Raw genomic sequence first — 20,419 nt, 5'->3', positions numbered from 1 at the left:
TAGGGTTTCGGCGTTGATTTTTTTATTAACCAATTCCAACAGATTCATTTATGATTACTCAGGAACAGCTAAAAGAGACTTTTGAACGCAAGCTCGCGTTGAGGAGGTATCTTTGACATCGACAGTAAGAAAATTCAGGTAGAAGAAGAGGAGTTGCGCACCCATGTCCCGGATTTTTGGGAGCATCCCAAAGAAGCTCAGGCGCAGATGAAGAAAATAAAGGACCTTCAAGGGTGGATTGCCGGGTATGAGGCTGTCGACAAGGCTGTCGGTGAGCTTGAGATTGCCTGGGAATTTATCAAGGACGGTCTTATCGAGGAGTCGGAGCTTGATGCGCTGTATGCTCATGCGGTCGCAATCATAGAGGAGCTTGAACTTAAGAACATGCTTCGCCGCGAGGAGGATAAGCTTGGCGTCGTGCTTAAGATAAATTCAGGAGCCGGTGGCACCGAGAGCCAGGATTGGGCACAGATGCTTATGCGTATGTATCTTCGCTGGTGCGAGGATCATCATTACAAGACCTCTATCGCCAATCTGCTTGAGGGGGATGAGGCGGGTATCAAGTCGTGCACCATAAATGTGGAAGGTGATTTCGCTTATGGCTATCTAAAGAGTGAGAACGGCGTGCATCGTCTTGTGCGAGTGTCGCCCTACAATGCGCAGGGCAAGCGTATGACCTCTTTTGCGTCGGTGTTTGTGACGCCTCTTGTCGATGACACCATCGAGGTAAAGGTGGAGCCTGCGCTCCTTTCGTGGGATACGTTCCGCTCTGGAGGCGCAGGAGGGCAGAATGTGAACAAGGTGGAGTCGGGCGTGCGTCTGCGATATCAGTTCACCGACCCTTATACCGGAGAGCATGAGGAGATCTTGATTGAGAATACCGAGACTCGTGACCAGCCCAAGAATAAGGAGAACGCCATGCGTCAGCTTCGGTCGATACTGTATGACAAGGAACTCAAACACAGACTTGAGGAGCAAGCTAAGATAGAAGCTGGCAAGATGAAGATCGAATGGGGCTCGCAGATACGCAGCTACGTGTTTGACGACCGCCGTGTTAAGGATCATCGCACCGGGCATCAGACCGCTGATGTAGGCGGTGTCATGGATGGTGATCTTGATCCGTTCATAAAGGCGTATCTTATGGAGTTTGCCGGCGAGGAGCAATAGCCTCTCCGGAAAGACGATGTGGTCTGATGAAAATTCTATACTTTACTACTACAGGCAATTCCCTTGCCGTGGCGCGAGCTATCGGAGGGGAATTGCTTTCTGTTGTCGGGCTTCTTGTGTCCGGCGTTGGCGGATTGCGCGATGATGATGGTGTGGGGGTGGTGTGTCCGGTGTATTTCGGAGAGCTGCCCTTGCCGGTTTCGGAGCTGCTTTCGAGGATTGTCATTGATGCGCCTTACCGCTTCCTTGTGCTTACCTGCGGCAGCACTCCGGCTATGGCGGTGCGTGCGTCGGGCGGATGGGATTATGTGAGAAGCATACTTATGGTCGACAACTATTTTCCTATGTTTGATGTAGGGGAGCAGATCGCCGGGGTGGGGCGGAAGCGCGTTGATGAACACCTGGCTGAGATCTGTGCGGATATTTCAATGCGGAGGCGTTTTGTTGAATCTCCGACGGTGTTCGGCAGGCTTGCCGGATGGTGGATGCGGTGTTTCCCTTTGCGCTCTGACGCGTATAGGCGATTTTATGTCGAGGATTCCTGTTCGGGGTGCGGCATTTGCGCACGTCTGTGTCCTGTGGGGAATATCGTGCTGCTGAATGGGCGTCCCATGATAGGGGAGGGATGTCTCATCTGTGGGGCATGCTATCATAATTGTCCGTCTGCGGCTGTGCGGTACAATGGCGAAAAGAGCCGGGTGCAGTACCGTCATCCGGGTGTCTCGCTCGTGGATATCATGTCGCAGTCCGGATCGGTCGAAAAAGAGTAAAATATTTTCGGAATTCTTTGGTAATTAGCAAAATAAGTTGTAATTTTGCAACGCCTTTGGAAGAAGTGTGCCGTCGCGACAGCGTTAACTGCTTGACAGTTAGGGGTGTCGAGGCGCAAGGCGCGTGTAAAGGGCAATTGTTAAGAAAATACAGAAATACTAATAACTATAAGTCAAAACAAAAGAAACTAAGATGCCTACTATTCAGCAATTAGTAAGAAAAGGACGTGTGGCTCTTGAGGACAAGAGCAAGTCACCCGCGCTTGATTCATGCCCCCAGCGTCGTGGCGTGTGCGTGCGTGTCTACACTACAACCCCTAAGAAACCTAACTCCGCTATGCGTAAGGTGGCTCGTGTCCGCCTCACCAACGGCAAGGAGGTCAACAGCTACATCCCGGGCGAGGGTCACAACCTCCAGGAGCACTCTATCGTGCTTGTTCGTGGCGGTCGTGTGAAGGACCTTCCCGGTGTGCGTTACCACATCGTTCGCGGCACTCTCGACACATCCGGTGTTAAGGACCGTACACAGCGTCGCTCCAAGTATGGAGCAAAGCGTCCTAAGGCCGCTAAGAAATAATAGCTGACTACTATTATTACAAAAAAAGACGCTCCTTTTCTGAAAATCAACAACATTGAATTAAAAACAGAGTCGTTAACCTCGTTTTTGATTTGATTGGAAGGCTAAATCACAGGTTGAGTAAATGACCAGCTCCCCGGATTGACGGCGGACGGTCGTTGAAGATGAAAGATGCAGCAACCAAGCAACAAAAACAACAATCCAACAACCCAAAATGCGTAAAGCTAAACCTAAGAAGCGGGTGATCCTTCCCGATCCCGTATTCAATGACGTAAGAGTCTCCAAGTTCGTCAACCATCTTATGTACGATGGTAAGAAGAACACCTCATACACCATTTTCTATTCCGCTCTCGAACTCGTGAAGGGCAAGCTCCCCAACGAGGAGAAGACCTCTCTTGAGATATGGAAGAAGGCTCTTGAGAACATCACTCCTACAGTGGAGGTTAAGTCACGCCGTGTAGGTGGCGCAACTTTCCAGGTGCCTACCGAGATCCGTGCTGACCGCAAGGAGTCAATCTCTATGAAGAACCTTATCGCTTATGCACGCAAGCGCGGTGGCAAGACCATGGCTGAGAAGCTGGCTGCCGAAATTGTCGATGCTTTCAATGAGCAGGGCGGCGCATTCAAGCGCAAGGAGGATATGCATAAGATGGCTGAGGCGAACCGTGCCTTCGCTCACTTCCGTTTCTAATACAACCAATTTGACAATTTCGCAAAATGGCTAAAGACGATCAGTTAAAATATACGCGCAATATCGGCATTATGGCTCACATCGATGCCGGCAAGACCACAACTTCCGAGCGTATTCTCTTCTACACAGGTCTTACCCACAAGATCGGTGAGGTTCATGACGGTGCAGCCACCATGGACTGGATGGAGCAGGAGCAGGAGCGCGGTATCACAATTACCTCAGCTGCTACCACTACATTCTGGAAATATGCAGGTGAGCAGTACAAGATCAACCTCATTGACACTCCGGGACACGTTGACTTCACTGTAGAGGTGGAGCGTTCACTCCGTGTGCTCGACGGTGCGGTAGCTGCATTCTGTGCAGTAGGTGGTGTTGAGCCCCAGTCCGAGACCGTATGGCGTCAGGCTGACAAATATAATGTGCCCCGTATCGGTTATGTAAACAAGATGGACCGTTCTGGCGCAAACTTCTTCGAAGTAGTGCGTCAGGTGAAGGAAGTGCTTGGCGCAAATCCTTGCCCCATCGAAATCCCTATCGGTGCAGAAGAGACATTCAAGGGCGTGGTAGACCTTATCAAGATGAAGGCCGTGCTGTGGCACGACGAGACCATGGGTGCTGACTACACTTTTGAGGAGATCCCCGCAGGTCTCGTTGACGAGGCAAACGCATGGCGTGACAAGATGCTTGAGAAGATCGCCGAGTTTGACGATGCCCTTATGGAGAAGTACTTCGACGATCCTTCCACTATCACAGAGGATGAGATTCGCCGTGCTATCCGTAATGCTACTCTCAAGATGGAGATTGTGCCTATGATATGCGGATCTTCATTCAAGAACAAGGGCGTGCAGTATCTTCTTGATTCTGTGTGTGCTTACCTTCCCAGCCCTGTTGATTCAGGTGCGGTTGAGGGCAGCAGCCCCGATGATCCCGACCAGAAGGAGTCCCGTGAGCCTTCAAGCGATGCGCCCATGTGTGCTCTCGCGTTCAAGATCGCTACCGACCCCTATGTAGGTCGTCTCACATTCTTCCGTGTTTACTCCGGCGACGTTGTAGCCGGATCATATGTCCTCAATGCCCGTTCCGGAAAGAAGGAACGTGTGAGCCGTCTGTTCCAGATGCACTCCAACAAGCAGAACGCCAAGGAGCTTATCGGTTGCGGCGATATAGGTGCAGGTGTAGGTTTCAAGGATATCCGTACAGGTGATACCCTTTGCGACGAGAACCATCCCATCGTGCTTGAGGCTATGGAATTCCCCGATCCCGTTATCGGTATCGCTGTAGAGCCTAAGACTCAGAAGGACCTCGACAAACTCGGAGTAGGTCTTCAGAAGCTTGCTGAGGAGGACCCCACCTTCCGCGTAGAGACTAACGAGGAGACCGGTCAGACCGTGATCTCCGGTATGGGTGAGCTTCACCTCGATATCATTATCGACCGTCTCCGTCGCGAGTTCAAGGTAGAGTGCAACCAGGGTCGTCCCCAGGTTACCTATAAGGAATCAATCACCAAGTCAGTTGAGCTTCGTGAGGTATTCAAGAAACAGACCGGTGGTCGCGGTAAGTTTGCCGACATCATCGTGCGTGTTGAGCCTGTTGACGAAGGATTCCAGGGTGGTCTCCAGTTCGTTGACGAGGTAAAGGGTGGTAACATTCCTAAGGAATTCATCCCCTCGATACAGAAGGGCTTCACTGCTGCTATGAAGAACGGTGTTCTTGCCGGATTCCCGGTAGAGCAGCTCAAGGTCACTGTGATCGACGGTTCTTTCCATCCGGTCGACTCCGATCAGCTCTCATTCGAGCTTTGCGCCATCCAGGCATTCAAGAAGGCCTCAGAGAAGGCTGCTCCGGTGCTCCTCGAACCTATCATGAAGATCGAGGTTGTTACCCCCGAGGAATCAATGGGTGACGTTATCTCCGACCTCAACAAGCGTCGTGGCCAGGTAGAAGGCATGGAGAACAGCCGTTCAGGTGCCCGCGTGGTTAAGGCTAAGGCACCTCTCGCCGAGATGTTCGGTTATGTGACAGCCCTCCGTACCATCACTTCAGGTCGTGCTACCTCCACAATGACATTCAGCCACTACGCAGAGGTAAGCAGCTCCATCGCCAAGGCTGTCCTCACCGAATGCCAGGGTCGTGTGGATCTCATAAAGTAACACTTTCATTCAACTAACAATATGGATCAAACAATCAGAATCAAACTTAAGTCCTACGACTACAACCTGGTTGACAAGTCGGCCGAGAAGATTGTGAAGACCGTTAAGGCAACCGGCGCAGTGATCAGCGGGCCTATACCCCTGCCCACACATCGTCGTGTGTTCACCGTCAATCGTTCCACATTCGTCAACAAGAAGTCGCGCGAGCAGTTCCAGCTTTCGAGCTACAAGCGCTTGATTGACATCCACAATTCCACCGGCAAGACAGTCGACGCTCTCATGAAGCTCGAACTTCCCTCAGGTGTGGAAGTGGAAATCAAGGTCTAATATATGAGTAGACCACGGATTTAAGTAAAAACAACAATCACAGTTCACATTTTCTAAATCAAAGAGAAATGCCAGGATTATTAGGAAAGAAAATCGGAATGACATCCGTTTTCAGTGCCGACGGCAAGAACGTGCCGTGCACTGTTATCGAAGTAGGCCCCTGCGTAGTTACTCAAGTGAAAACGGTTGACAAGGACGGCTATGCCGCCGTGCAGCTCGGCTTCGAGGAGAAGAAAGAGAAGCACACAACCAACCCCATGGCCGGTCACTTCAAGAAGGCCGGAGTAGCTCCCCAGCGCCACTTGGCCGAGTTCAAAGGATTTGGCGAAGAAGTAAAGCTCGGTGACACTATCACCGTTGACTTCTTCAGCGAAAACGACTTCGTAGACATCCAGGGAACCTCCAAGGGTAAGGGCTTCCAGGGCGTAGTTAAGCGTCATGGTTTCGGTGGTGTAGGTCAGTCGACCCACGGTCAGCACAACCGCCTCCGTGCCCCCGGTTCTGTAGGTGCCTGCTCATACCCCGCAAAAGTGTTCAAAGGCATGCGCATGGCAGGCCAGATGGGCAATGAGAAGGTTACCGTTCAAAACCTCCGTGTAGTTAAGGTGCTTCCCGAGCACAATGTGCTCCTTATAAAGGGATCTATCCCCGGAAGCAAAGGTTCAATCGTCTTAATTGAGAAATAATGGAAGTCGCAATCTACAATATCAAGGGTGAGGACACCGGTCGCAAGGCTCAGCTCGCCGATGAGGTGTTCGCAATCGATGCCAACGAGCATGCCGTTTATCTCGACGTGAAGCAGTACCTCGCTAACCAGCGTCAGGGTACCCACAAGTCCAAGGAGCGTAGCGAAGTCTCCGGCTCTACCCGTAAGCTCCATAAGCAGAAGGGTGGCGGCGGCAGCCGTATCGGTGACATCAATTCACCCGTACTCGTGGGTGGTGGCCGTGTGTTCGGTCCCCGTCCCCGTGACTATCGTTTCAAGTTGAATAAGAAAGTTAAGTCGCTCGCCCGCAAGAGCGCGCTGACCTACAAAGTACAGGACAACCAGCTTATCGTCATCGAGGACCTCAATTTCGAGGCTCCCAAGACTAAAGATTTTATAAATATTGCTAAAAATCTTAAAGTTGACGGCAAAAAGGTGCTCCTCGTTTTACCTTCTGACAATAAAAACGTAACTTTGTCAGCAAGAAACGTTCCCGACGCCAAGACCATGGTTGCATCGAATCTTAACACCTATGCGATCATGAACTCCAATGCTGTGATCATCACTGAGAGCAGCCTTGATTGTGTGAATAAACTTTAAACCCTCACCAAGAAACTACAGTAAGCAATGGAAATTTCAATCAAACCCATCGTTACCGAGAAGGCGAGCAAGCTCACTGAGAAGCTCAACCGTTATACCTTCATGGTTTCTCCCGAGGCTAACAAGTATCAGATCAAGTCACTCGTCGAGAGCCTTTATGGCGTGAAAGTAACTCGCGTCAACACTATCAATGTCCGTTCCAAGAACAAGTCACGCTGGACCAAGAGCGGTCTCCTTCGCGGTAAGACCGCTGCATGGAAGAAAGCCATCGTAGACCTCGCCGACGGTCAGAACATTGACTTCTACAGCAACATCTAAGAATAACATGGCAGTAAGAAAATTTAAGCCCACTACCCCTGGGCAGCGTCACAAGGTTATCGGTGTTTTCAAAGGTACCATCACTGCTACAACACCGGAAAAATCTCTTACAGTCGGCAAGAAGGCCTCCGGAGGTCGTAACTCCGAAGGTCACCTCACCACCCGCTACCTTGGTGGTGGCCACAAGCGCAAATACCGCTTCATTGACTTTAAGAGAAACAAGGACGGCGTTCCTGCAGTCGTGAAGTCCATCGAGTACGATCCTAACCGTTCGGCTCGTATCGCACTTCTCTACTACAAGGACGGCGCAAAGGCTTATATCATTGCACCCAACGGCTTGAATGTTGGCGACGTGCTCCTGTCAGGTCCCGAGGCCCAGCCCGAGGTAGGCAACTGCCTCCCCTTGGCCAACATCCCTGTAGGCACACTCGTCCACAACATTGAGTTGCGTCCCGGTCAGGGTGCCTTCATGGCACGTTCAGCAGGCACATTCGCTCAGCTGATCTCTCGCGAAGGCACTTATGTAATCGTCAAATTACCTTCAGGCGAGACTCGTAAGATTCTTGCCGAGTGTCGCGCCACCATCGGTGTGGTAGGCAACTCCGAGCATTCGCTCGAACGTTCCGGCAAGGCTGGTCGTTCACGCTGGCTCGGTCGTCGTCCCCGCAACCGCGGCGTAGTCATGAACCCTGTCGATCACCCCATGGGTGGTGGCGAGGGCCGTGCTTCCGGTGGTCATCCCCGCTCACGCAAGGGCCTCTACTCTAAGGGTCTCAAGACTCGTGCACCGAAGAAGCATTCTTCGAAGTACATTATCGAAAGAAGAAAGAAGTAATCTGATTTAAACCAAGCAACATCTCTATGAGTCGTTCATTGAAAAAAGGCCCGTTTATCAGCGTTAAGCTTGAGAAGAAGGTTGCCGCTATGGATGAGACCGGCAAGAAGTCAGTTATCAAGACTTGGAGCCGCGCTTCCATGATCGCCCCCGAATTCGTGGGACACACCTTCGCCGTTCACAACGGAAACAAGTTTATCCCTGTCTACGTTACCGAGAACATGGTTGGCCATAAGCTCGGCGAGTTCGCTCCCACGCGTACTTTCCGTGGTCACTCCGGTAATCGCAAGAAATAATCAAGGGCCCTGATATAAATAATTCATTTGTAAAAAAGAAAAGAATTAAAATAAAATGGGTGTAAGAAAAAGAAATTCAGCCGACCTCAGGAAAGCCGAGCAGAAGAACATCGCGTTCGCAAAGCTGCTCAACATCCCCACTTCTCCCCGCAAGATGCGCCTCGTGGCAGATATGATACGCGGTGTCGAAGTGAACCGCGCTCTCGGCATCCTGAAGTTCTCCAACAAGGAGGCTGCTGCCCGTCTTGAAAAGCTCCTCCGCTCAGCCATCGCAAACTGGGAAGCTAAGAACGAACGTAAAGCCGACGCCGGCGAGCTCTACATCTCTACTATCATGGTAGGATGCGCTCCTATGCTCAAGCGTCTTCGTCCCGCCCCCCAGGGCCGTGGCTACCGCATTCGCAAACGCGCTAATCATGTCACATTGATTGTTGACACAATTGAAAATAAAAACGCTTAACAAATGGGACAGAAAGTAAATCCAATTAGCAATCGCTTGGGAGTTATCCGTGGATGGGACTCTAACTGGTATGGCGGTAAGAAATACGGCGATACTCTGCTCGAGGACTCCAAACTCCGCAAGTATCTTAATGTCCGCCTCGCCAAGTCAAGCGTTTCGCGCATCGTAATCGAGCGCACCATGAAGCTCATCACCATCACAGTATGCACCTCACGTCCGGGTCTTATCATCGGTAAGGGCGGACAGGAAGTCGACAAGCTGAAGGAAGAGCTCAAGAAGATCACTGACAAGGATGTACAGATCAACATCTACGAGGTAAAGCGTCCTGAGCTCGATGCTCAGATCGTCGCTGCCAACATCGCTCGCCAGATCGAGGGCAAGATCGCCTATCGCCGTGCTGTCAAGATGGCTGTCGCCGCTACAATGCGAGCAGGAGCCGAAGGCATCAAGGTTCAGGTGTCAGGCCGTCTCAACGGCGCGGAAATGGCTCGCTCCGAGATGTTCAAGGAAGGTCGTACACCTCTCCACACTCTCCGTGCCGACATTGACTATGCCCTCGTAGAGGCTCATACCAAGGTAGGTGTAGTAGGTGTGAAGGTGTGGATCTGCCGTGGCGAAGTTTACGGCAAGCGTGACCTCGCTCCCCAGTACACCAATCCTCAGAAAGAGTCTCGTGGTGCTCAGGGCTCCGATCGCGCTCCCCGTCGCGGTGGTTTCCGTAAACCCAAAAACAACCGTTAAACCCACCAATTGATTCAACACTACAATGTTACAACCCAAGAAAACCAAATTTCGCCGCGCGCAAAAGGGCCGCATGAAAGGCAATGCGCAGCGTGGCAACCAGTTGGCCTTCGGTTCGTTCGGCATAAAGACCCTCGAATCTAAGTGGATCACCGGTCGTCAGATCGAGGCCGCCCGTATCGCTGTGACACGTTACATGCAGCGTCAAGGTCAGATCTGGATTCGCATATTCCCCGACAAGCCCATCACTAAGAAACCTGCTGAGGTCCGAATGGGTAAGGGTAAAGGTAATCCCGAAGGTTATGTAGCTCCAGTCACCCCCGGACGTGTGATCATCGAAGTCGAGGGTGTATCCTTCGATATCGCCAAGGAAGCTCTCCGCCTTGCAGCACAGAAGCTCCCCGTCACAACCAAGTTCGTCGTTCGTCGCGACTATGACCCAACCCAAAATGTGTAAGCCATCATGAAGACAGAGAAATATACCGAAGTGTCCACCCAGGACCTCCGCGACCGCTTGGCTGAGATGAAGAAGGACTATGCCCAGCTTAAGATCAACCATGCTATCTCGCCCCTCGACAGCCCGGCAAAGATTACACATGCTCGTAAGGCTATCGCCCGCGTTATGACCGAACTGCGCATGCGCGAACTCAATAACAAGTAACTCATCCCTCACCAATGGAAAAGAGAAATTTAAGAAAAGAACGCATTGGGGTTGTTTCCAGCAACAAGGGCGACAAGACCATCACCGTCATGGTGAAATGGAAGGAGAAGCATCCCATCTACGGTAAGTTCGTCAACAAGACTAAGAAATATCATGCCCACGACGAGAAGAACGAATGTTCTATAGGCGATACCGTTCGCCTTATGGAGACTCGCCCCCTCTCCAAGACAAAACGCTGGCGTCTGGTAGAAATCATCGAAAAAGTTAAGTAAGCTATGATACAGTCCGAAAGCCGTTTAACTGTGGCCGACAACAGTGGTGCAAAAGAAGCACTCTGCATCCATGTACTGGGTGGTACCGGCCGTCGCTACGCTTCTGTAGGCGACATCATCGTGGTGTCAGTCAAGAGTGTCATCCCCTCATCAGATGTTAAGAAGGGCACTGTATCAAAGGCAGTCGTTGTACGCACAAAGAAGGAGATCCGTCGTCCCGACGGCTCATACATCCGCTTCGACGATAACGCTTGCGTGCTCCTTAACAATGCCGGTGAGCTCCGTGGAACCCGTATCTTCGGTCCGGTTGCCCGCGAACTTCGCGCCGCCAACCAGATGAAGATCGTGTCACTCGCACCCGAAGTCCTCTAATCATCAATCCCGTCAAATACTTTTAAAGTAATGCATAAGTTACACATCAAAAAAGGCGACGTTGTCTATGTGCTCGCAGGTGAAGACCGCGGCAAAGAGGGCCGTGTGCTTAAGGTCCTCGTGCAGAAGCAGAAGGCAATCGTGGAAGGTGTAAACATGGTTACCAAAGCCACCAAGCCCAACGCTCAGCACCCCCAGGGCGGCCTCGTAAAGAAGGAGGCTCCCATCGCCATCTCCAATATAGCCTTGATCGACCCCAAGTCAGGCAAGCCTACCCGCATAAGCATCCGCCGCGAGAATGGCAAAGTCATCCGCATTTCTAAAAAATCAGGAGAGGAAATTAAGTAATGAGCAACCAGACTGTCAAGAAGGACTATCAGGAACGTATCGTTCCCGCCCTCACAGAGAAGTTTAGCTACACCACACCTATGCAGGTGCCCAGGTTGAAGAAGATCGTCATCAACCAGGGTCTCGGTGCAGCTACCCAGGATAAGAAACTCATCGAGACCGCCATCAACGAGATCACTGCCATCACTGGTCAGAAGGCTGTTGCAACCCTTTCCCGCAAGGACATCTCGAACTTCAAGGTTCGTAAGAAGATGCCGATCGGTGTCATGGTGACTCTCCGTCGCGACAAGATGTACGAGTTCCTTGAAAGACTCGTGCGCGTGGCTCTGCCTCGTATCCGCGACTTCAAGGGTATCGAGAGCAAGCTCGACGGCCGTGGTAACTACACCCTCGGTATCACTGAGCAGATTATCTTCCCCGAGATCAATATCGACAACATCAACAAGCTCATGGGTATGAACATCACTTTCGTGACATCGGCCAACACCGACGAAGAGGGTTATGCTCTGCTCAAAGAATTTGGTCTCCCTTTCAAGAACGCTAAAAACTAAGCATCCCTTATGGCTAAAGAATCAATGAAGGCCCGCGAAGTGAAGCGCGCCCGTCTTGCCGCAAAGTACGCTGCAAAGCGTGCCGAGCTCAAGAAGATTGTTAATTCCGGTGTCGACGAGGAGAACCGTGCTGAAGCCTACGAGGCAGCACAGAAACTTCAGTCGCTCCCCAAGAACAGCAATCCTATCCGCCTCCACAACCGCTGCTCCATCACAGGCCGTCCCAAAGGATATATCCGTCAGTTCGGCATCTCTCGTATTCAGTTCCGTGAGATGGCTTCTGCAGGACTCATCCCTGGCGTCAAGAAAGCATCCTGGTAAAAAGATCCTTCCCTATGAGGCGGCGGCGTGACACTCACTTTCACAGGTGCATGTCCCACCTCCGCTCTTAGGTCCATCAAGCCCGAGAGTCGACGGCCCGAGAGTCGTTACCTCTAAGCAGCAACAGCAGTGAGCATATCGGTCGCCCTGAAAATGGCAGGCCTCCTCACCACTCACAGCAGCTGCGGCCGCTCGACACCCACAGGCTTTAGTGCAAAACAATAATCCGGCAAAGACAGCGTTCTATATCCGGACTCTTCTCCTCCCGCTCTGACAATTCACAGTGAGTATTAAATATTGTTGGGACACTCCCAATCAATTTAAACATTTTTACAAATGACTGATCCTATCGCAGATTATCTGACAAGATTGAGGAACGCAATCAAGGCTAACCACCGTGTGGTCGAGATCCCTGCCTCAAACTTGAAGAAGGAGATCACTAAGATCCTCTTCGACCAAGGCTACATCCTCAACTACAAGTTCGAGGAAGGCGAAAATCCCGCAGGCATCATTAAGATTGCCCTCAAGTACGACCCCATCGACAAGGTCAACGCTATCAAAGACCTCCAGCGCGTGTCGCGTCCGGGTCTCCGCCGTTACACCGGCTATAAGGATATGCCCCGTGTGCTGAACGGACTTGGCATCGCCATCCTTTCAACATCCAAGGGAGTTATGACTAACAAGAAGGCCCGCGACCTTAAGATTGGTGGCGAGGTCCTTTGCTACGTTTACTAATCAAAATAGGAGGAATATAATATGTCACGTATAGGTAAAGCTCCCATTGAGATTCCCGCCGGTGTAACAGTCACCGTCGACAAGGACAACGTAGTAACAGTTAAGGGCCCCAAGGGCACCCTCTCACAGAAGGTGAACCCCGACCTCAAGGTCAGCGTAGAGGATGGTCACGTAGCAGTGACACGCCCCTCTGACGACCGCGAGCACCGCGCCCAGCACGGTCTCTTCCGCGCTCTCATCCACAACATGGTTGTAGGTGTATCCACCGGCTATCGCAAAGAAATGGAACTCGTAGGCGTAGGTTACCGCGCAGCTTCCAACGGCCAGGTGCTTGAGCTCTCGCTCGGCTTCTCCCACGCCATCTATATAAAGCTTCCCCCAGAAATCAAGGTTGAAGCAAAGACCGAGCGCAACAAGAACCCGCTTATCATCCTTGAGAGCGATGACAAGCAGCTCCTCGGTCAAGTGTGCGCCAAGATTCGTTCACTCCGCAAGCCTGAGCCTTACAAGGGCAAAGGTATCAAGTTCGTGGGCGAAGTTATCCGTCGCAAGTCTGGTAAGTCAGCAAGCGCTAAATAATTATAACGTCTACAACTATGGTTACAAAGATACAGCGTAGAAACAAAATCAAGGTCCGCATCCGCGGCAAGATTTCCGGCACCGCAGCACGTCCTCGTATGTCGGTGTTCCGCAGCAACAAGCAGATTTACGTTCAGCTCATCGATGACCTCGCAGGCAAGACCATTTGCGCTACCTCGTCCAAGGGCATTGAAGAGGGCACTAAGTGCGAAATCGCGGCTAAGGTAGGTGAGGATATCGCCAAGAAAGCTGTTGCCGCAGGCATCTCTGAAGTCGTTTTTGACCGCAACGGATACCTCTTCCACGGTCGTGTTAAATCTCTGGCTGACGCCGCTCGCAATGGCGGTCTCAAATTCTAAATCACTATGGCATTAAAGAATAATAAAGTTAAGTCCACAGGCGATCTTGAGCTCCACGACCGTCTCGTTGCCATCAACCGCGTCACCAAGGTTACCAAGGGTGGTCGCACCTTCACTTTCGCAGCCATCGTAGTTGTTGGTAACGAAAATGGCATCGTAGGCTGGGGTCTCGGCAAAGCCAATGAAGTTCAGGCAGCTATCGCCAAGGGCGTAGAGGCAGCCAAGAAGAATCTCATCAAGGTGCCCGTTCACCGCGGCACTATACCTCACGAGCAGGAAGCCAAGTTTGGCGGATCTCTCGTGATCCTCAAGCCCGCAAGCCACGGTACCGGTGTTAAGGCCGGTGGTGCTATGCGTGCCGTTCTTGAGAGCGTGGGTATCACCGACGTGCTTTGCAAGTCAAAGGGTTCTTCCAACCCCCACAATCTCGTGAAGGCAACCATCGCAGCTCTCGGTGAGCTCCGCTCTCCCGCTCAGGTTGCCCAGAATCGCGGCATCTCAGTTGACAAAGTGTTTAACGGCTAATCTTCACCAATCGCAATGGCAAAAATCAAAATCACCCAGATTAAGAGCCGCATCAACGCTCCTGCCGTGCAGAAGCGCACTCTTGATGCCCTCGGTTTGAAGAAAATGCATCACTCGGTGGTCCTTGAGGACACTCCTTCAGTGATGGGTATGGTTAAAGCAGTGCATCACTTGGTTGAAGTGACCAATGCCTAATCTCTAAAACTTTTACACTACTATGGATTTAAGCAATCTGAAACCAGCTGTAGGTTCCGTACATACTAAGACACGCATTGGTCGTGGTCCCGGTTCCGGTAAGGGTGGAACATCTACCCGCGGTCACAAGGGCGCAAAGTCGCGTTCAGGCTACAGCCGCAAGATCGGTTTTGAAGGTGGTCAGATGCCCCTTCAGCGTCGTCTCCCCAAATTCGGCTTCAAGCCCCTTCAGCGCACTGAATACAAGGCTATCAATCTCTCGGATCTTGAGACACTCGCCGCTTCAGCTAATCTTGACAAGATCACTCCCGCAGAGCTCATCGCCGCAGGTATGGTCAACGGCAAGCAGCCGGTCAAGATCCTTGCAAACGGCACACTCACAAAGAAACTTGAGGTTGTTGCCAACGCTTTCTCAGCAACAGCAGAGAAAGCTATCACCGAGCTCGGTGGCACCGTAACTAAAATCTAATAACCTTTCCCCTCGCAATGAGATTTATTCAGACAATCCGTAACATTTGGACCATTGAGGAGCTCAGGAAGCGCATTCTTGTGACCCTTATGCTGGTGCTCGTTTACCGACTCGGCTGTTACGTGGTTCTCCCAGGCATCTCGCCTGAGGACCTCGATGCCCTGTCCAACTTCACCAACAAGAGCGGTCTCATGCAGTTGCTCGACATGTTCTCGGGCGGTGCGTTCTCCCAGGCATCCATCTTTGCCCTCGGTATCATGCCTTACATCACTGCATCCATCGTGATACAGCTTCTTGGCATGGTGCTCCCTTCTTTCCAGAAGATGCAGCGCGAGGGTGAGAGCGGACGTCAGAAGCTCAGCCAGTACACACGTTATTTGACTGTGCTTATTCTGCTTCTCCAGGGTCCCGCATATCTCGTAAATCTCCAGGTCCAGGTGAGTGCCGCCACAGGCGGTGCCCACATGGGCTTTTGGACGATTGCGTTCCTTACGGTCATCCTTGCTGCCGGCTCCATGTTCATCATGTGGCTTGGTGAGAGGATTACCGACCGAGGCATAGGCAATGGTATCTCCTTTATCATCCTGGTAGGTATCATCGCTCGTCTCCCGGGAGCGTTGTTCTACGAGTTTACAAGCCGTCTGCCGGGAGCCACCGGCAGTCAGGGCGGTCTCATCATGTTTGTGGTTGAGATCATCCTCCTTTTCGCAGTTACGGTAGGTGCAGTGCTTCTCGTGCAGGGTACCCGCAAGGTGCCCGTGCAGTATGCCAAGCGCATCGTCGGTAACCGCCAGTACGGAGGTGCCCGCCAGTACATCCCATTGAAGGTCAACGCAGCCGGCGTGATGCCCATCATCTTCGCCCAGGCCATTATGTTCATTCCCATCACTCTTGCCGGATTCGGCGGTTCTGAGGGTACGAGCGGCTTCTATGCAGCGTTCTCCGATATAAACGGATTCTGGTACAACCTTGTTTACTTCATCCTCATTGTTGCGTTCACTTACTTCTATACCGCCATCACAGTGCGTCCCACTCAGATGGCTGAGGACATGAAGCGCAACAACGGATTCATCCCCGGTGTGAAGCCCGGAAAGAAAACCGCAGAGTATCTTGACTCCATCATGTCCCGCATCACTCTTCCCGGTTCACTCTTCCTCGGCATCGTAGCCATCCTCCCCGCCTTTGCGCGTTTCTTCGGCATCAGCCAGAACTTCGCACAGTTCTTCGGAGGAACATCGCTGCTCATTCTTGTCGGCGTAGTGCTCGACACCCTTCAGCAGATCGAGAGCCACCTCATGATGCATCATTACGACGGTCTCATGAAGGACGGCAAGATCAAGGGTCGCACCACCGGTTCAGCTTATTGATCCCTTCTCAATCGGAATCGCAGATATTGATTAATGATTTATCTTAAGACACCCGAAGAAATCGAGAAAATGCAAGCGGCATGCACGCTCGTGAGCCGCACACTTGGCGAGGTAGCCAAGTGTGTGGCTCCCGGCGTGACTACCCGTCATCTTGACAACATTGCGCGTGAATTCATGCGCGACAATGGCGGTAAGCCAGCCTGTCTCGGTTACGGAGGTTTCCCCGGCACACTGTGTATCGAAGTCAATGACACTGTGGTCCACGGATTCCCCTCAGGCTACGAGTTGCGTGAGGGCGATATCATCGGCATAGACACCGTGGTAGAGCTCGACGGCTACAATGGCGATATGTGTTACACATTCCCGGTGGGGGAGGTTGCCCCTGAAGTGATGTCGCTGATGCGCACCACCAAGGAATCTCTCTACAAAGGCATCGAGGCAGCACAGGAAGGACGTCGCATAGGTGATATCGCCAATGCTGTCCAGACTTACTGTGAGAAACGTGGCTATTCCGTGGTCCGCGAGATGTGCGGTCACGGCATAGGACGCAAGATGCATGAGGACCCAGAAGTGCCCAACTATGGACGCCGCGGATGCGGACCAGTCCTGAAGAAAGGCATGTGCATTTGCATTGAGCCCATGATCAATCTCGGGAGCCGTAACATTGTTATATCGCAGGACGGTTGGCAGTGCCGCACCAAGGACCGGAAACCGTCTGCGCATTACGAGCACACGCTCGTGATAGAGCCTGAGGGTCCACGTATCCTTACCACCTTCGATTATGTGCAGGAAGCACTCGGGGAACGATTTATCTGATCATCAATATCTAAATTATTACCATACAAATGGCAAAACAAGCTGCAATCGAATTAGACGGAACCATCGTCGAGGCATTGTCAAACGCAATGTTCCGCGTCGAACTGGAAAACGGGCACGAAATCACTGCCCACATTTCAGGCAAGATGCGCATGCATTACATCAAGATTCTTCCCGGCGACAAGGTCAAGGTGGAGATGTCACCTTACGACCTCTCCAAAGGCCGCATAGCCTTCCGCTACAAATAAGCAATAAACAAAATCAATCACACTCTCAAAGTATATTTCGAAATGAAAGTTAGAGCTTCAGTGAAGAAGCGCACTCCCGAGGATAAGATCGTGCGCCGCAAAGGACGTCTTTACGTTATCAACAAGAAAAATCCTAAAAACAAGCAGCGTCAAGGCTAATTTTGCAATCAACTATTAACGGGTATAAAACGCAGGCTCAAATTAGTTAAATTGTTCTAACGATTTCTAATTTGTGTTGCGTTTGGCTCGTTTAGTCTGAATCTATGCGAAAATAGTTGTAACTTTGCACAAAAAATTTAAGTCAACTTAATTATATGGCAGTTAGAATCGTGGGAGTTGACCTCCCCCAGAACAAAAGAGGTGAAATCGCCCTGACCTATATCTTTGGTATCGGTCGCAGTGCTGCTAAGAACATCCTCGACAAGGCCGGCATTGATGTCAACATCAAGGTCAAGGATTGGAGCGATGATCAGGCAGCCAAGGTGCGTGAAGTAATCGGAGCCGATTACAAGGTAGAGGGTGACCTCCGCAGCGAAATCCAGCTCAACATCAAGCGTCTTATGGACATCGGTTGCTACCGTGGCATCCGTCACCGTAACGGTCTCCCCGTTCGCGGTCAGAGCACCAAGAACAATGCACGTACCCGCAAGGGCCGTAAAAAGACAGTCGCTAACAAGAAGAAAGCTACTAAATAATAACAGAATATGGCAAAGAAGACAGTCGCCGCTAAGAAGAGAAACGTCAAGGTTGACGCTGCTGGTCAGCTGCACGTTCACTCATCTTTCAACAACATCATCGTGTGCTTAGCCAATTCAGAGGGTCAGGTAATCTCCTGGTCATCTGCCGGCAAGATGGGCTTCCGTGGCTCTAAGAAGAACACTCCTTACGCTGCTCAGATGGCAGCTCAGGACTGCGCCAAAGTTGCTTACGACCTGGGTCTCCGCAAGGTGAAGGCTTATGTTAAGGGTCCCGGCAACGGACGTGAATCAGCAATCCGCACCATTCACGGTGCTGGCATCGAAGTTACCGAAATCGTTGACGTAACCCCGCTGCCCCACAACGGTTGCCGTCCTCCCAAGCGTCGTCGCGTATAATCTCTTCAGGGAGTCAATTCATCAGTTAACACTACCACTTCCGCGCCGACCGCACCACCGCCTGCTGGCGGTCAACGGTACACCACTCTCCTCAGCGGCTGCATCCAAGACCATGCCCCGTGAAATAGACCACATCATATCACCTCTCTGTGGTCGCGGCTGTCACTTAGAGGCATAGGTTGGAGCTCCGGGATACACTATCCAGACATCAGCGGTCAGCGCAACACCAAAATTAAACATTCAACAAAAATGGCAAGATACACAGGTCCCCGCACCAAGATCGCCCGTAAGTTCGGCGAACCCATCTTCGGCGAAGACAAGGTACTCGCAAAGAAGAACTATGCCCCGGGACAGCATGGCCTTAACAAGCGTCGCAAGACATCTGAGTATGGTGTCCAGCTCCGCGAGAAGCAGAAGGCTAAGTACACCTATGGCGTGCTTGAGAAGCAGTTCCACAATCTTTTCGTGGCAGCATCACGCGCTAAAGGTATCACCGGTGAGATCCTTCTCCAGCTCCTTGAAGGCCGTCTCGACAATGTAGTGTACCGTCTCGGTATCGCTCCCACACGCGCAGCTGCCCGCCAGCTCGTGCTCCATCGCCACATCGTGGTAAACGGCAAGGTAGTCAACATTGCTTCCTACGCTGTTAAGCCCGGCGACGTTATCGGTGTGCGTGAAAAATCCAAGTCACTTGAAGTAATTTCCGACGCACTCGCCGGATTCAACCACAGCAAATACCCCTGGCTCGAATGGGATGAGAACGTTAAGGCTGGCAAGTTCCTCCACGTTCCTGCCCGCGAGGACATCCCCGAGAACATCAAAGAGCAGCTTATCGTCGAGTTGTATTCTAAATAATCATTAAATTAAGATCCATGGCTATATTAGCATTCCAAAAACCTGACAAAGTCCTAATGTTGGAAGCCGATAACCACTTCGGTAAATTTGAGTTTAAGCCATTGGAGCCGGGTTATGGTATCACCATAGGTAACGCCCTTCGTCGTATCCTCCTCTCCTCTCTCGAAGGCTTCGCTATATCGTCGATCCGCATCGACGGCGTGCGCCACGAGTTTGACACTATCCCCGGTGTCAAGGAAGATGTGACCAACATCATCCTTAACCTCAAAAAAGTCAATCTCAAGCAGACAGTTGAAGAGACCGAGTTTGAGAAAGCATCCATCACTGTGTCAGGTAAGGAAGAGTTCACAGCCGGTGACATCGGCAAAGTCCTCTCAGGATTCGAAATCCTGAACCCCGACCTTGTCATCTGCCATTTGGATCCGAGCGCAAGCTTCACCATCGACCTCACTATCAATAAGGGCCGCGGATGGGTTCCCGCTGAGGAGAACCAGACTCCCAATGATGCCATCGATGTAATCGCCATCGACTCCATCTATACCCCTATCAAGAATGTGAAGTACACCGTGGAGAACTTCCGCGTTGATCAAAAGACTGACTACGACAAGCTCACTCTCGAAATTACAACCGACGGATCCATCCTTCCCAAAGATGCTCTGAAGGAGGCCGCAAAGATCCTTATTTACCATTTCATGCTCTTCTCTGACGAGAAAATCACTCTTGAGACCGATGAGCAGGACGGTGAAGAGGAATTTGATGAAGAAGTGCTCCACATGCGACAGCTTCTCAAATCGAAGCTGGTCGACATGGACCTCTCAGTTCGTGCGCTTAACTGCTTGAAGAGTGCTGAGGTCGAGACCCTTGGCGAACTTGTTGTCTTCAACAAGGTTGACCTCCTCAAGTTCCGCAACTTCGGTAAGAAGTCGCTCACTGAGCTTGACGAACTCCTTGCCAACCTCAACCTCTCCTTCGGGATGGATATCTCCAAATATAAACTTGATAAAGAGTAACTAC

34 protein-coding genes are annotated in these 20,419 nt (G+C 51.5%); all 34 read left to right on the top strand.

The genetic code is table 11. The annotated features are described in order from the left end of the window. The first annotated feature begins 50 nt into the window (after positions 1-50). Positions 51-1,167, top strand: a protein-coding gene (gene prfB / locus EZ315_RS03700) for a peptide chain release factor 2 (RefSeq protein ID WP_135470725.1) whose coding sequence is annotated in 2 segments (ribosomal slippage) — positions 51-113 and positions 115-1,167 — 1,116 coding nt in all. Because the reading frame shifts where the segments join, the coding sequence is not laid out codon by codon here. A 26-nt stretch (positions 1,168-1,193) separates the two neighbouring features. Beyond that, the gene (locus EZ315_RS03695; protein WP_135470723.1) at positions 1,194-1,937 is read left to right on the top strand and encodes an EFR1 family ferrodoxin; all 744 of its coding nucleotides are present in this window, start codon (positions 1,194-1,196) and stop codon (positions 1,935-1,937) included. A gap of 193 nt (positions 1,938-2,130) precedes the next feature. Further along, positions 2,131-2,514, top strand: coding sequence for a 30S ribosomal protein S12 (gene rpsL, locus EZ315_RS03690; RefSeq protein WP_016562585.1), 384 nt, complete (start codon positions 2,131-2,133; stop codon positions 2,512-2,514). A 214-nt stretch (positions 2,515-2,728) separates the two neighbouring features. Beyond that, the gene (gene rpsG, locus EZ315_RS03685) at positions 2,729-3,205 is read left to right on the top strand and encodes a 30S ribosomal protein S7 (RefSeq protein ID WP_135470721.1); all 477 of its coding nucleotides are present in this window, start codon (positions 2,729-2,731) and stop codon (positions 3,203-3,205) included. A 26-nt stretch (positions 3,206-3,231) separates the two neighbouring features. Further along, positions 3,232-5,355: an elongation factor G gene (fusA, locus tag EZ315_RS03680; protein WP_135470719.1), complete on the top strand. Its 2,124-nt coding sequence runs from the start codon at positions 3,232-3,234 to the stop codon at positions 5,353-5,355. Positions 5,356-5,376: 21 nt separating this feature from the next. Then, on the top strand, positions 5,377-5,682 hold the full coding sequence (rpsJ, locus tag EZ315_RS03675; protein WP_107031209.1) for a 30S ribosomal protein S10: 306 nt from the start codon (positions 5,377-5,379) through the stop codon (positions 5,680-5,682). 68 nt (positions 5,683-5,750) lie between these two features. Continuing rightward, positions 5,751-6,368 carry a 50S ribosomal protein L3 gene (gene rplC / locus EZ315_RS03670; RefSeq protein WP_135470718.1) on the top strand — a complete coding sequence of 206 codons (618 nt, stop codon included), beginning with the start codon at positions 5,751-5,753 and terminating at the stop codon, positions 6,366-6,368. Then, positions 6,368-6,988 (top strand): 50S ribosomal protein L4, encoded by a 621-nt coding sequence (rplD, locus tag EZ315_RS03665; protein WP_135470716.1) that lies wholly within the window; start codon positions 6,368-6,370, stop codon positions 6,986-6,988. Before rplC ends, rplD begins: the two co-directional genes overlap by 1 nt. A gap of 27 nt (positions 6,989-7,015) precedes the next feature. Next, the gene (gene rplW, locus EZ315_RS03660; RefSeq protein ID WP_135470714.1) at positions 7,016-7,306 is read left to right on the top strand and encodes a 50S ribosomal protein L23; all 291 of its coding nucleotides are present in this window, start codon (positions 7,016-7,018) and stop codon (positions 7,304-7,306) included. A 7-nt stretch (positions 7,307-7,313) separates the two neighbouring features. Further along, positions 7,314-8,141 (top strand): 50S ribosomal protein L2, encoded by an 828-nt coding sequence (gene rplB, locus EZ315_RS03655; protein WP_135470712.1) that lies wholly within the window; start codon positions 7,314-7,316, stop codon positions 8,139-8,141. Positions 8,142-8,167: 26 nt separating this feature from the next. Beyond that, entirely contained in the window at positions 8,168-8,437 is a 270-nt protein-coding gene (gene rpsS / locus EZ315_RS03650) for a 30S ribosomal protein S19 (RefSeq protein WP_135470710.1), read from the top strand. A 55-nt stretch (positions 8,438-8,492) separates the two neighbouring features. Further along, a complete protein-coding gene (gene rplV, locus EZ315_RS03645; RefSeq protein WP_135470709.1) occupies positions 8,493-8,897 on the top strand; it encodes a 50S ribosomal protein L22 in 405 nt (134 codons plus the stop codon). Between the two features lie 3 nt (positions 8,898-8,900). Beyond that, positions 8,901-9,638, top strand: coding sequence for a 30S ribosomal protein S3 (gene rpsC, locus EZ315_RS03640; RefSeq protein WP_135470707.1), 738 nt, complete (start codon positions 8,901-8,903; stop codon positions 9,636-9,638). Between the two features lie 25 nt (positions 9,639-9,663). After that, the gene (gene rplP / locus EZ315_RS03635; protein WP_135470705.1) at positions 9,664-10,095 is read left to right on the top strand and encodes a 50S ribosomal protein L16; all 432 of its coding nucleotides are present in this window, start codon (positions 9,664-9,666) and stop codon (positions 10,093-10,095) included. Positions 10,096-10,101: 6 nt separating this feature from the next. Then, on the top strand, positions 10,102-10,299 hold the full coding sequence (gene rpmC / locus EZ315_RS03630; protein WP_135470704.1) for a 50S ribosomal protein L29: 198 nt from the start codon (positions 10,102-10,104) through the stop codon (positions 10,297-10,299). A gap of 14 nt (positions 10,300-10,313) precedes the next feature. Continuing rightward, positions 10,314-10,571: a 30S ribosomal protein S17 gene (rpsQ, locus tag EZ315_RS03625; RefSeq protein ID WP_107031219.1), complete on the top strand. Its 258-nt coding sequence runs from the start codon at positions 10,314-10,316 to the stop codon at positions 10,569-10,571. 3 nt (positions 10,572-10,574) lie between these two features. Beyond that, positions 10,575-10,943: a 50S ribosomal protein L14 gene (rplN, locus tag EZ315_RS03620; protein ID WP_135470702.1), complete on the top strand. Its 369-nt coding sequence runs from the start codon at positions 10,575-10,577 to the stop codon at positions 10,941-10,943. Positions 10,944-10,973: 30 nt separating this feature from the next. Then, on the top strand, positions 10,974-11,291 hold the full coding sequence (gene rplX / locus EZ315_RS03615) for a 50S ribosomal protein L24 (RefSeq protein ID WP_135470700.1): 318 nt from the start codon (positions 10,974-10,976) through the stop codon (positions 11,289-11,291). Then, positions 11,291-11,842, top strand: coding sequence for a 50S ribosomal protein L5 (gene rplE / locus EZ315_RS03610; protein WP_135470698.1), 552 nt, complete (start codon positions 11,291-11,293; stop codon positions 11,840-11,842). The genes rplX and rplE overlap by 1 nt, the downstream gene beginning before the upstream one ends. Before the next feature lie 9 nt (positions 11,843-11,851). Beyond that, complete coding sequence (gene rpsN, locus EZ315_RS03605; protein ID WP_135470697.1) at positions 11,852-12,163, top strand: 30S ribosomal protein S14; 312 nt, start codon at positions 11,852-11,854, stop codon at positions 12,161-12,163. A 336-nt stretch (positions 12,164-12,499) separates the two neighbouring features. After that, positions 12,500-12,898 carry a 30S ribosomal protein S8 gene (gene rpsH / locus EZ315_RS03600; protein WP_135470695.1) on the top strand — a complete coding sequence of 133 codons (399 nt, stop codon included), beginning with the start codon at positions 12,500-12,502 and terminating at the stop codon, positions 12,896-12,898. Between the two features lie 21 nt (positions 12,899-12,919). Further along, positions 12,920-13,477 (top strand): 50S ribosomal protein L6, encoded by a 558-nt coding sequence (gene rplF, locus EZ315_RS03595; protein ID WP_135470693.1) that lies wholly within the window; start codon positions 12,920-12,922, stop codon positions 13,475-13,477. A gap of 17 nt (positions 13,478-13,494) precedes the next feature. Then, complete coding sequence (rplR, locus tag EZ315_RS03590) at positions 13,495-13,836, top strand: 50S ribosomal protein L18 (RefSeq protein WP_135470691.1); 342 nt, start codon at positions 13,495-13,497, stop codon at positions 13,834-13,836. Between the two features lie 6 nt (positions 13,837-13,842). Beyond that, positions 13,843-14,361, top strand: a complete 519-nt coding sequence (gene rpsE / locus EZ315_RS03585; RefSeq protein ID WP_135470689.1) for a 30S ribosomal protein S5 — start codon at positions 13,843-13,845, stop codon at positions 14,359-14,361. A 15-nt stretch (positions 14,362-14,376) separates the two neighbouring features. Next, positions 14,377-14,556: a 50S ribosomal protein L30 gene (rpmD, locus tag EZ315_RS03580; protein ID WP_123617292.1), complete on the top strand. Its 180-nt coding sequence runs from the start codon at positions 14,377-14,379 to the stop codon at positions 14,554-14,556. 22 nt (positions 14,557-14,578) lie between these two features. Continuing rightward, on the top strand, positions 14,579-15,025 hold the full coding sequence (gene rplO, locus EZ315_RS03575) for a 50S ribosomal protein L15 (RefSeq protein WP_135470687.1): 447 nt from the start codon (positions 14,579-14,581) through the stop codon (positions 15,023-15,025). A gap of 17 nt (positions 15,026-15,042) precedes the next feature. Beyond that, on the top strand, positions 15,043-16,392 hold the full coding sequence (gene secY / locus EZ315_RS03570) for a preprotein translocase subunit SecY (RefSeq protein WP_135470685.1): 1,350 nt from the start codon (positions 15,043-15,045) through the stop codon (positions 16,390-16,392). Between the two features lie 33 nt (positions 16,393-16,425). Further along, positions 16,426-17,208 (top strand): type I methionyl aminopeptidase, encoded by a 783-nt coding sequence (gene map / locus EZ315_RS03565; protein ID WP_135470683.1) that lies wholly within the window; start codon positions 16,426-16,428, stop codon positions 17,206-17,208. 29 nt (positions 17,209-17,237) lie between these two features. Further along, on the top strand, positions 17,238-17,456 hold the full coding sequence (gene infA, locus EZ315_RS03560) for a translation initiation factor IF-1 (protein WP_107031232.1): 219 nt from the start codon (positions 17,238-17,240) through the stop codon (positions 17,454-17,456). 42 nt (positions 17,457-17,498) lie between these two features. Then, positions 17,499-17,615, top strand: coding sequence for a 50S ribosomal protein L36 (gene rpmJ, locus EZ315_RS03555; protein WP_135470681.1), 117 nt, complete (start codon positions 17,499-17,501; stop codon positions 17,613-17,615). A gap of 155 nt (positions 17,616-17,770) precedes the next feature. Continuing rightward, positions 17,771-18,151 carry a 30S ribosomal protein S13 gene (rpsM, locus tag EZ315_RS03550; RefSeq protein ID WP_135470679.1) on the top strand — a complete coding sequence of 127 codons (381 nt, stop codon included), beginning with the start codon at positions 17,771-17,773 and terminating at the stop codon, positions 18,149-18,151. Positions 18,152-18,160: 9 nt separating this feature from the next. Then, positions 18,161-18,550, top strand: a complete 390-nt coding sequence (rpsK, locus tag EZ315_RS03545; protein WP_135470677.1) for a 30S ribosomal protein S11 — start codon at positions 18,161-18,163, stop codon at positions 18,548-18,550. A 249-nt stretch (positions 18,551-18,799) separates the two neighbouring features. Beyond that, complete coding sequence (rpsD, locus tag EZ315_RS03540; protein WP_135470675.1) at positions 18,800-19,405, top strand: 30S ribosomal protein S4; 606 nt, start codon at positions 18,800-18,802, stop codon at positions 19,403-19,405. Positions 19,406-19,422: 17 nt separating this feature from the next. Next, positions 19,423-20,415 carry a DNA-directed RNA polymerase subunit alpha gene (locus EZ315_RS03535; protein ID WP_135470674.1) on the top strand — a complete coding sequence of 331 codons (993 nt, stop codon included), beginning with the start codon at positions 19,423-19,425 and terminating at the stop codon, positions 20,413-20,415. Positions 20,416-20,419 lie beyond the last annotated feature (4 nt).

It is taken from the genome of Duncaniella freteri (genome assembly GCF_004766125.1).
Lineage (GTDB): Bacteria > Bacteroidota > Bacteroidia > Bacteroidales > Muribaculaceae > Duncaniella > Duncaniella freteri.
The sequence above is the reverse complement of the archived record's forward strand: the minus strand, read 5'-3'. Positions and strand labels throughout refer to the sequence as shown.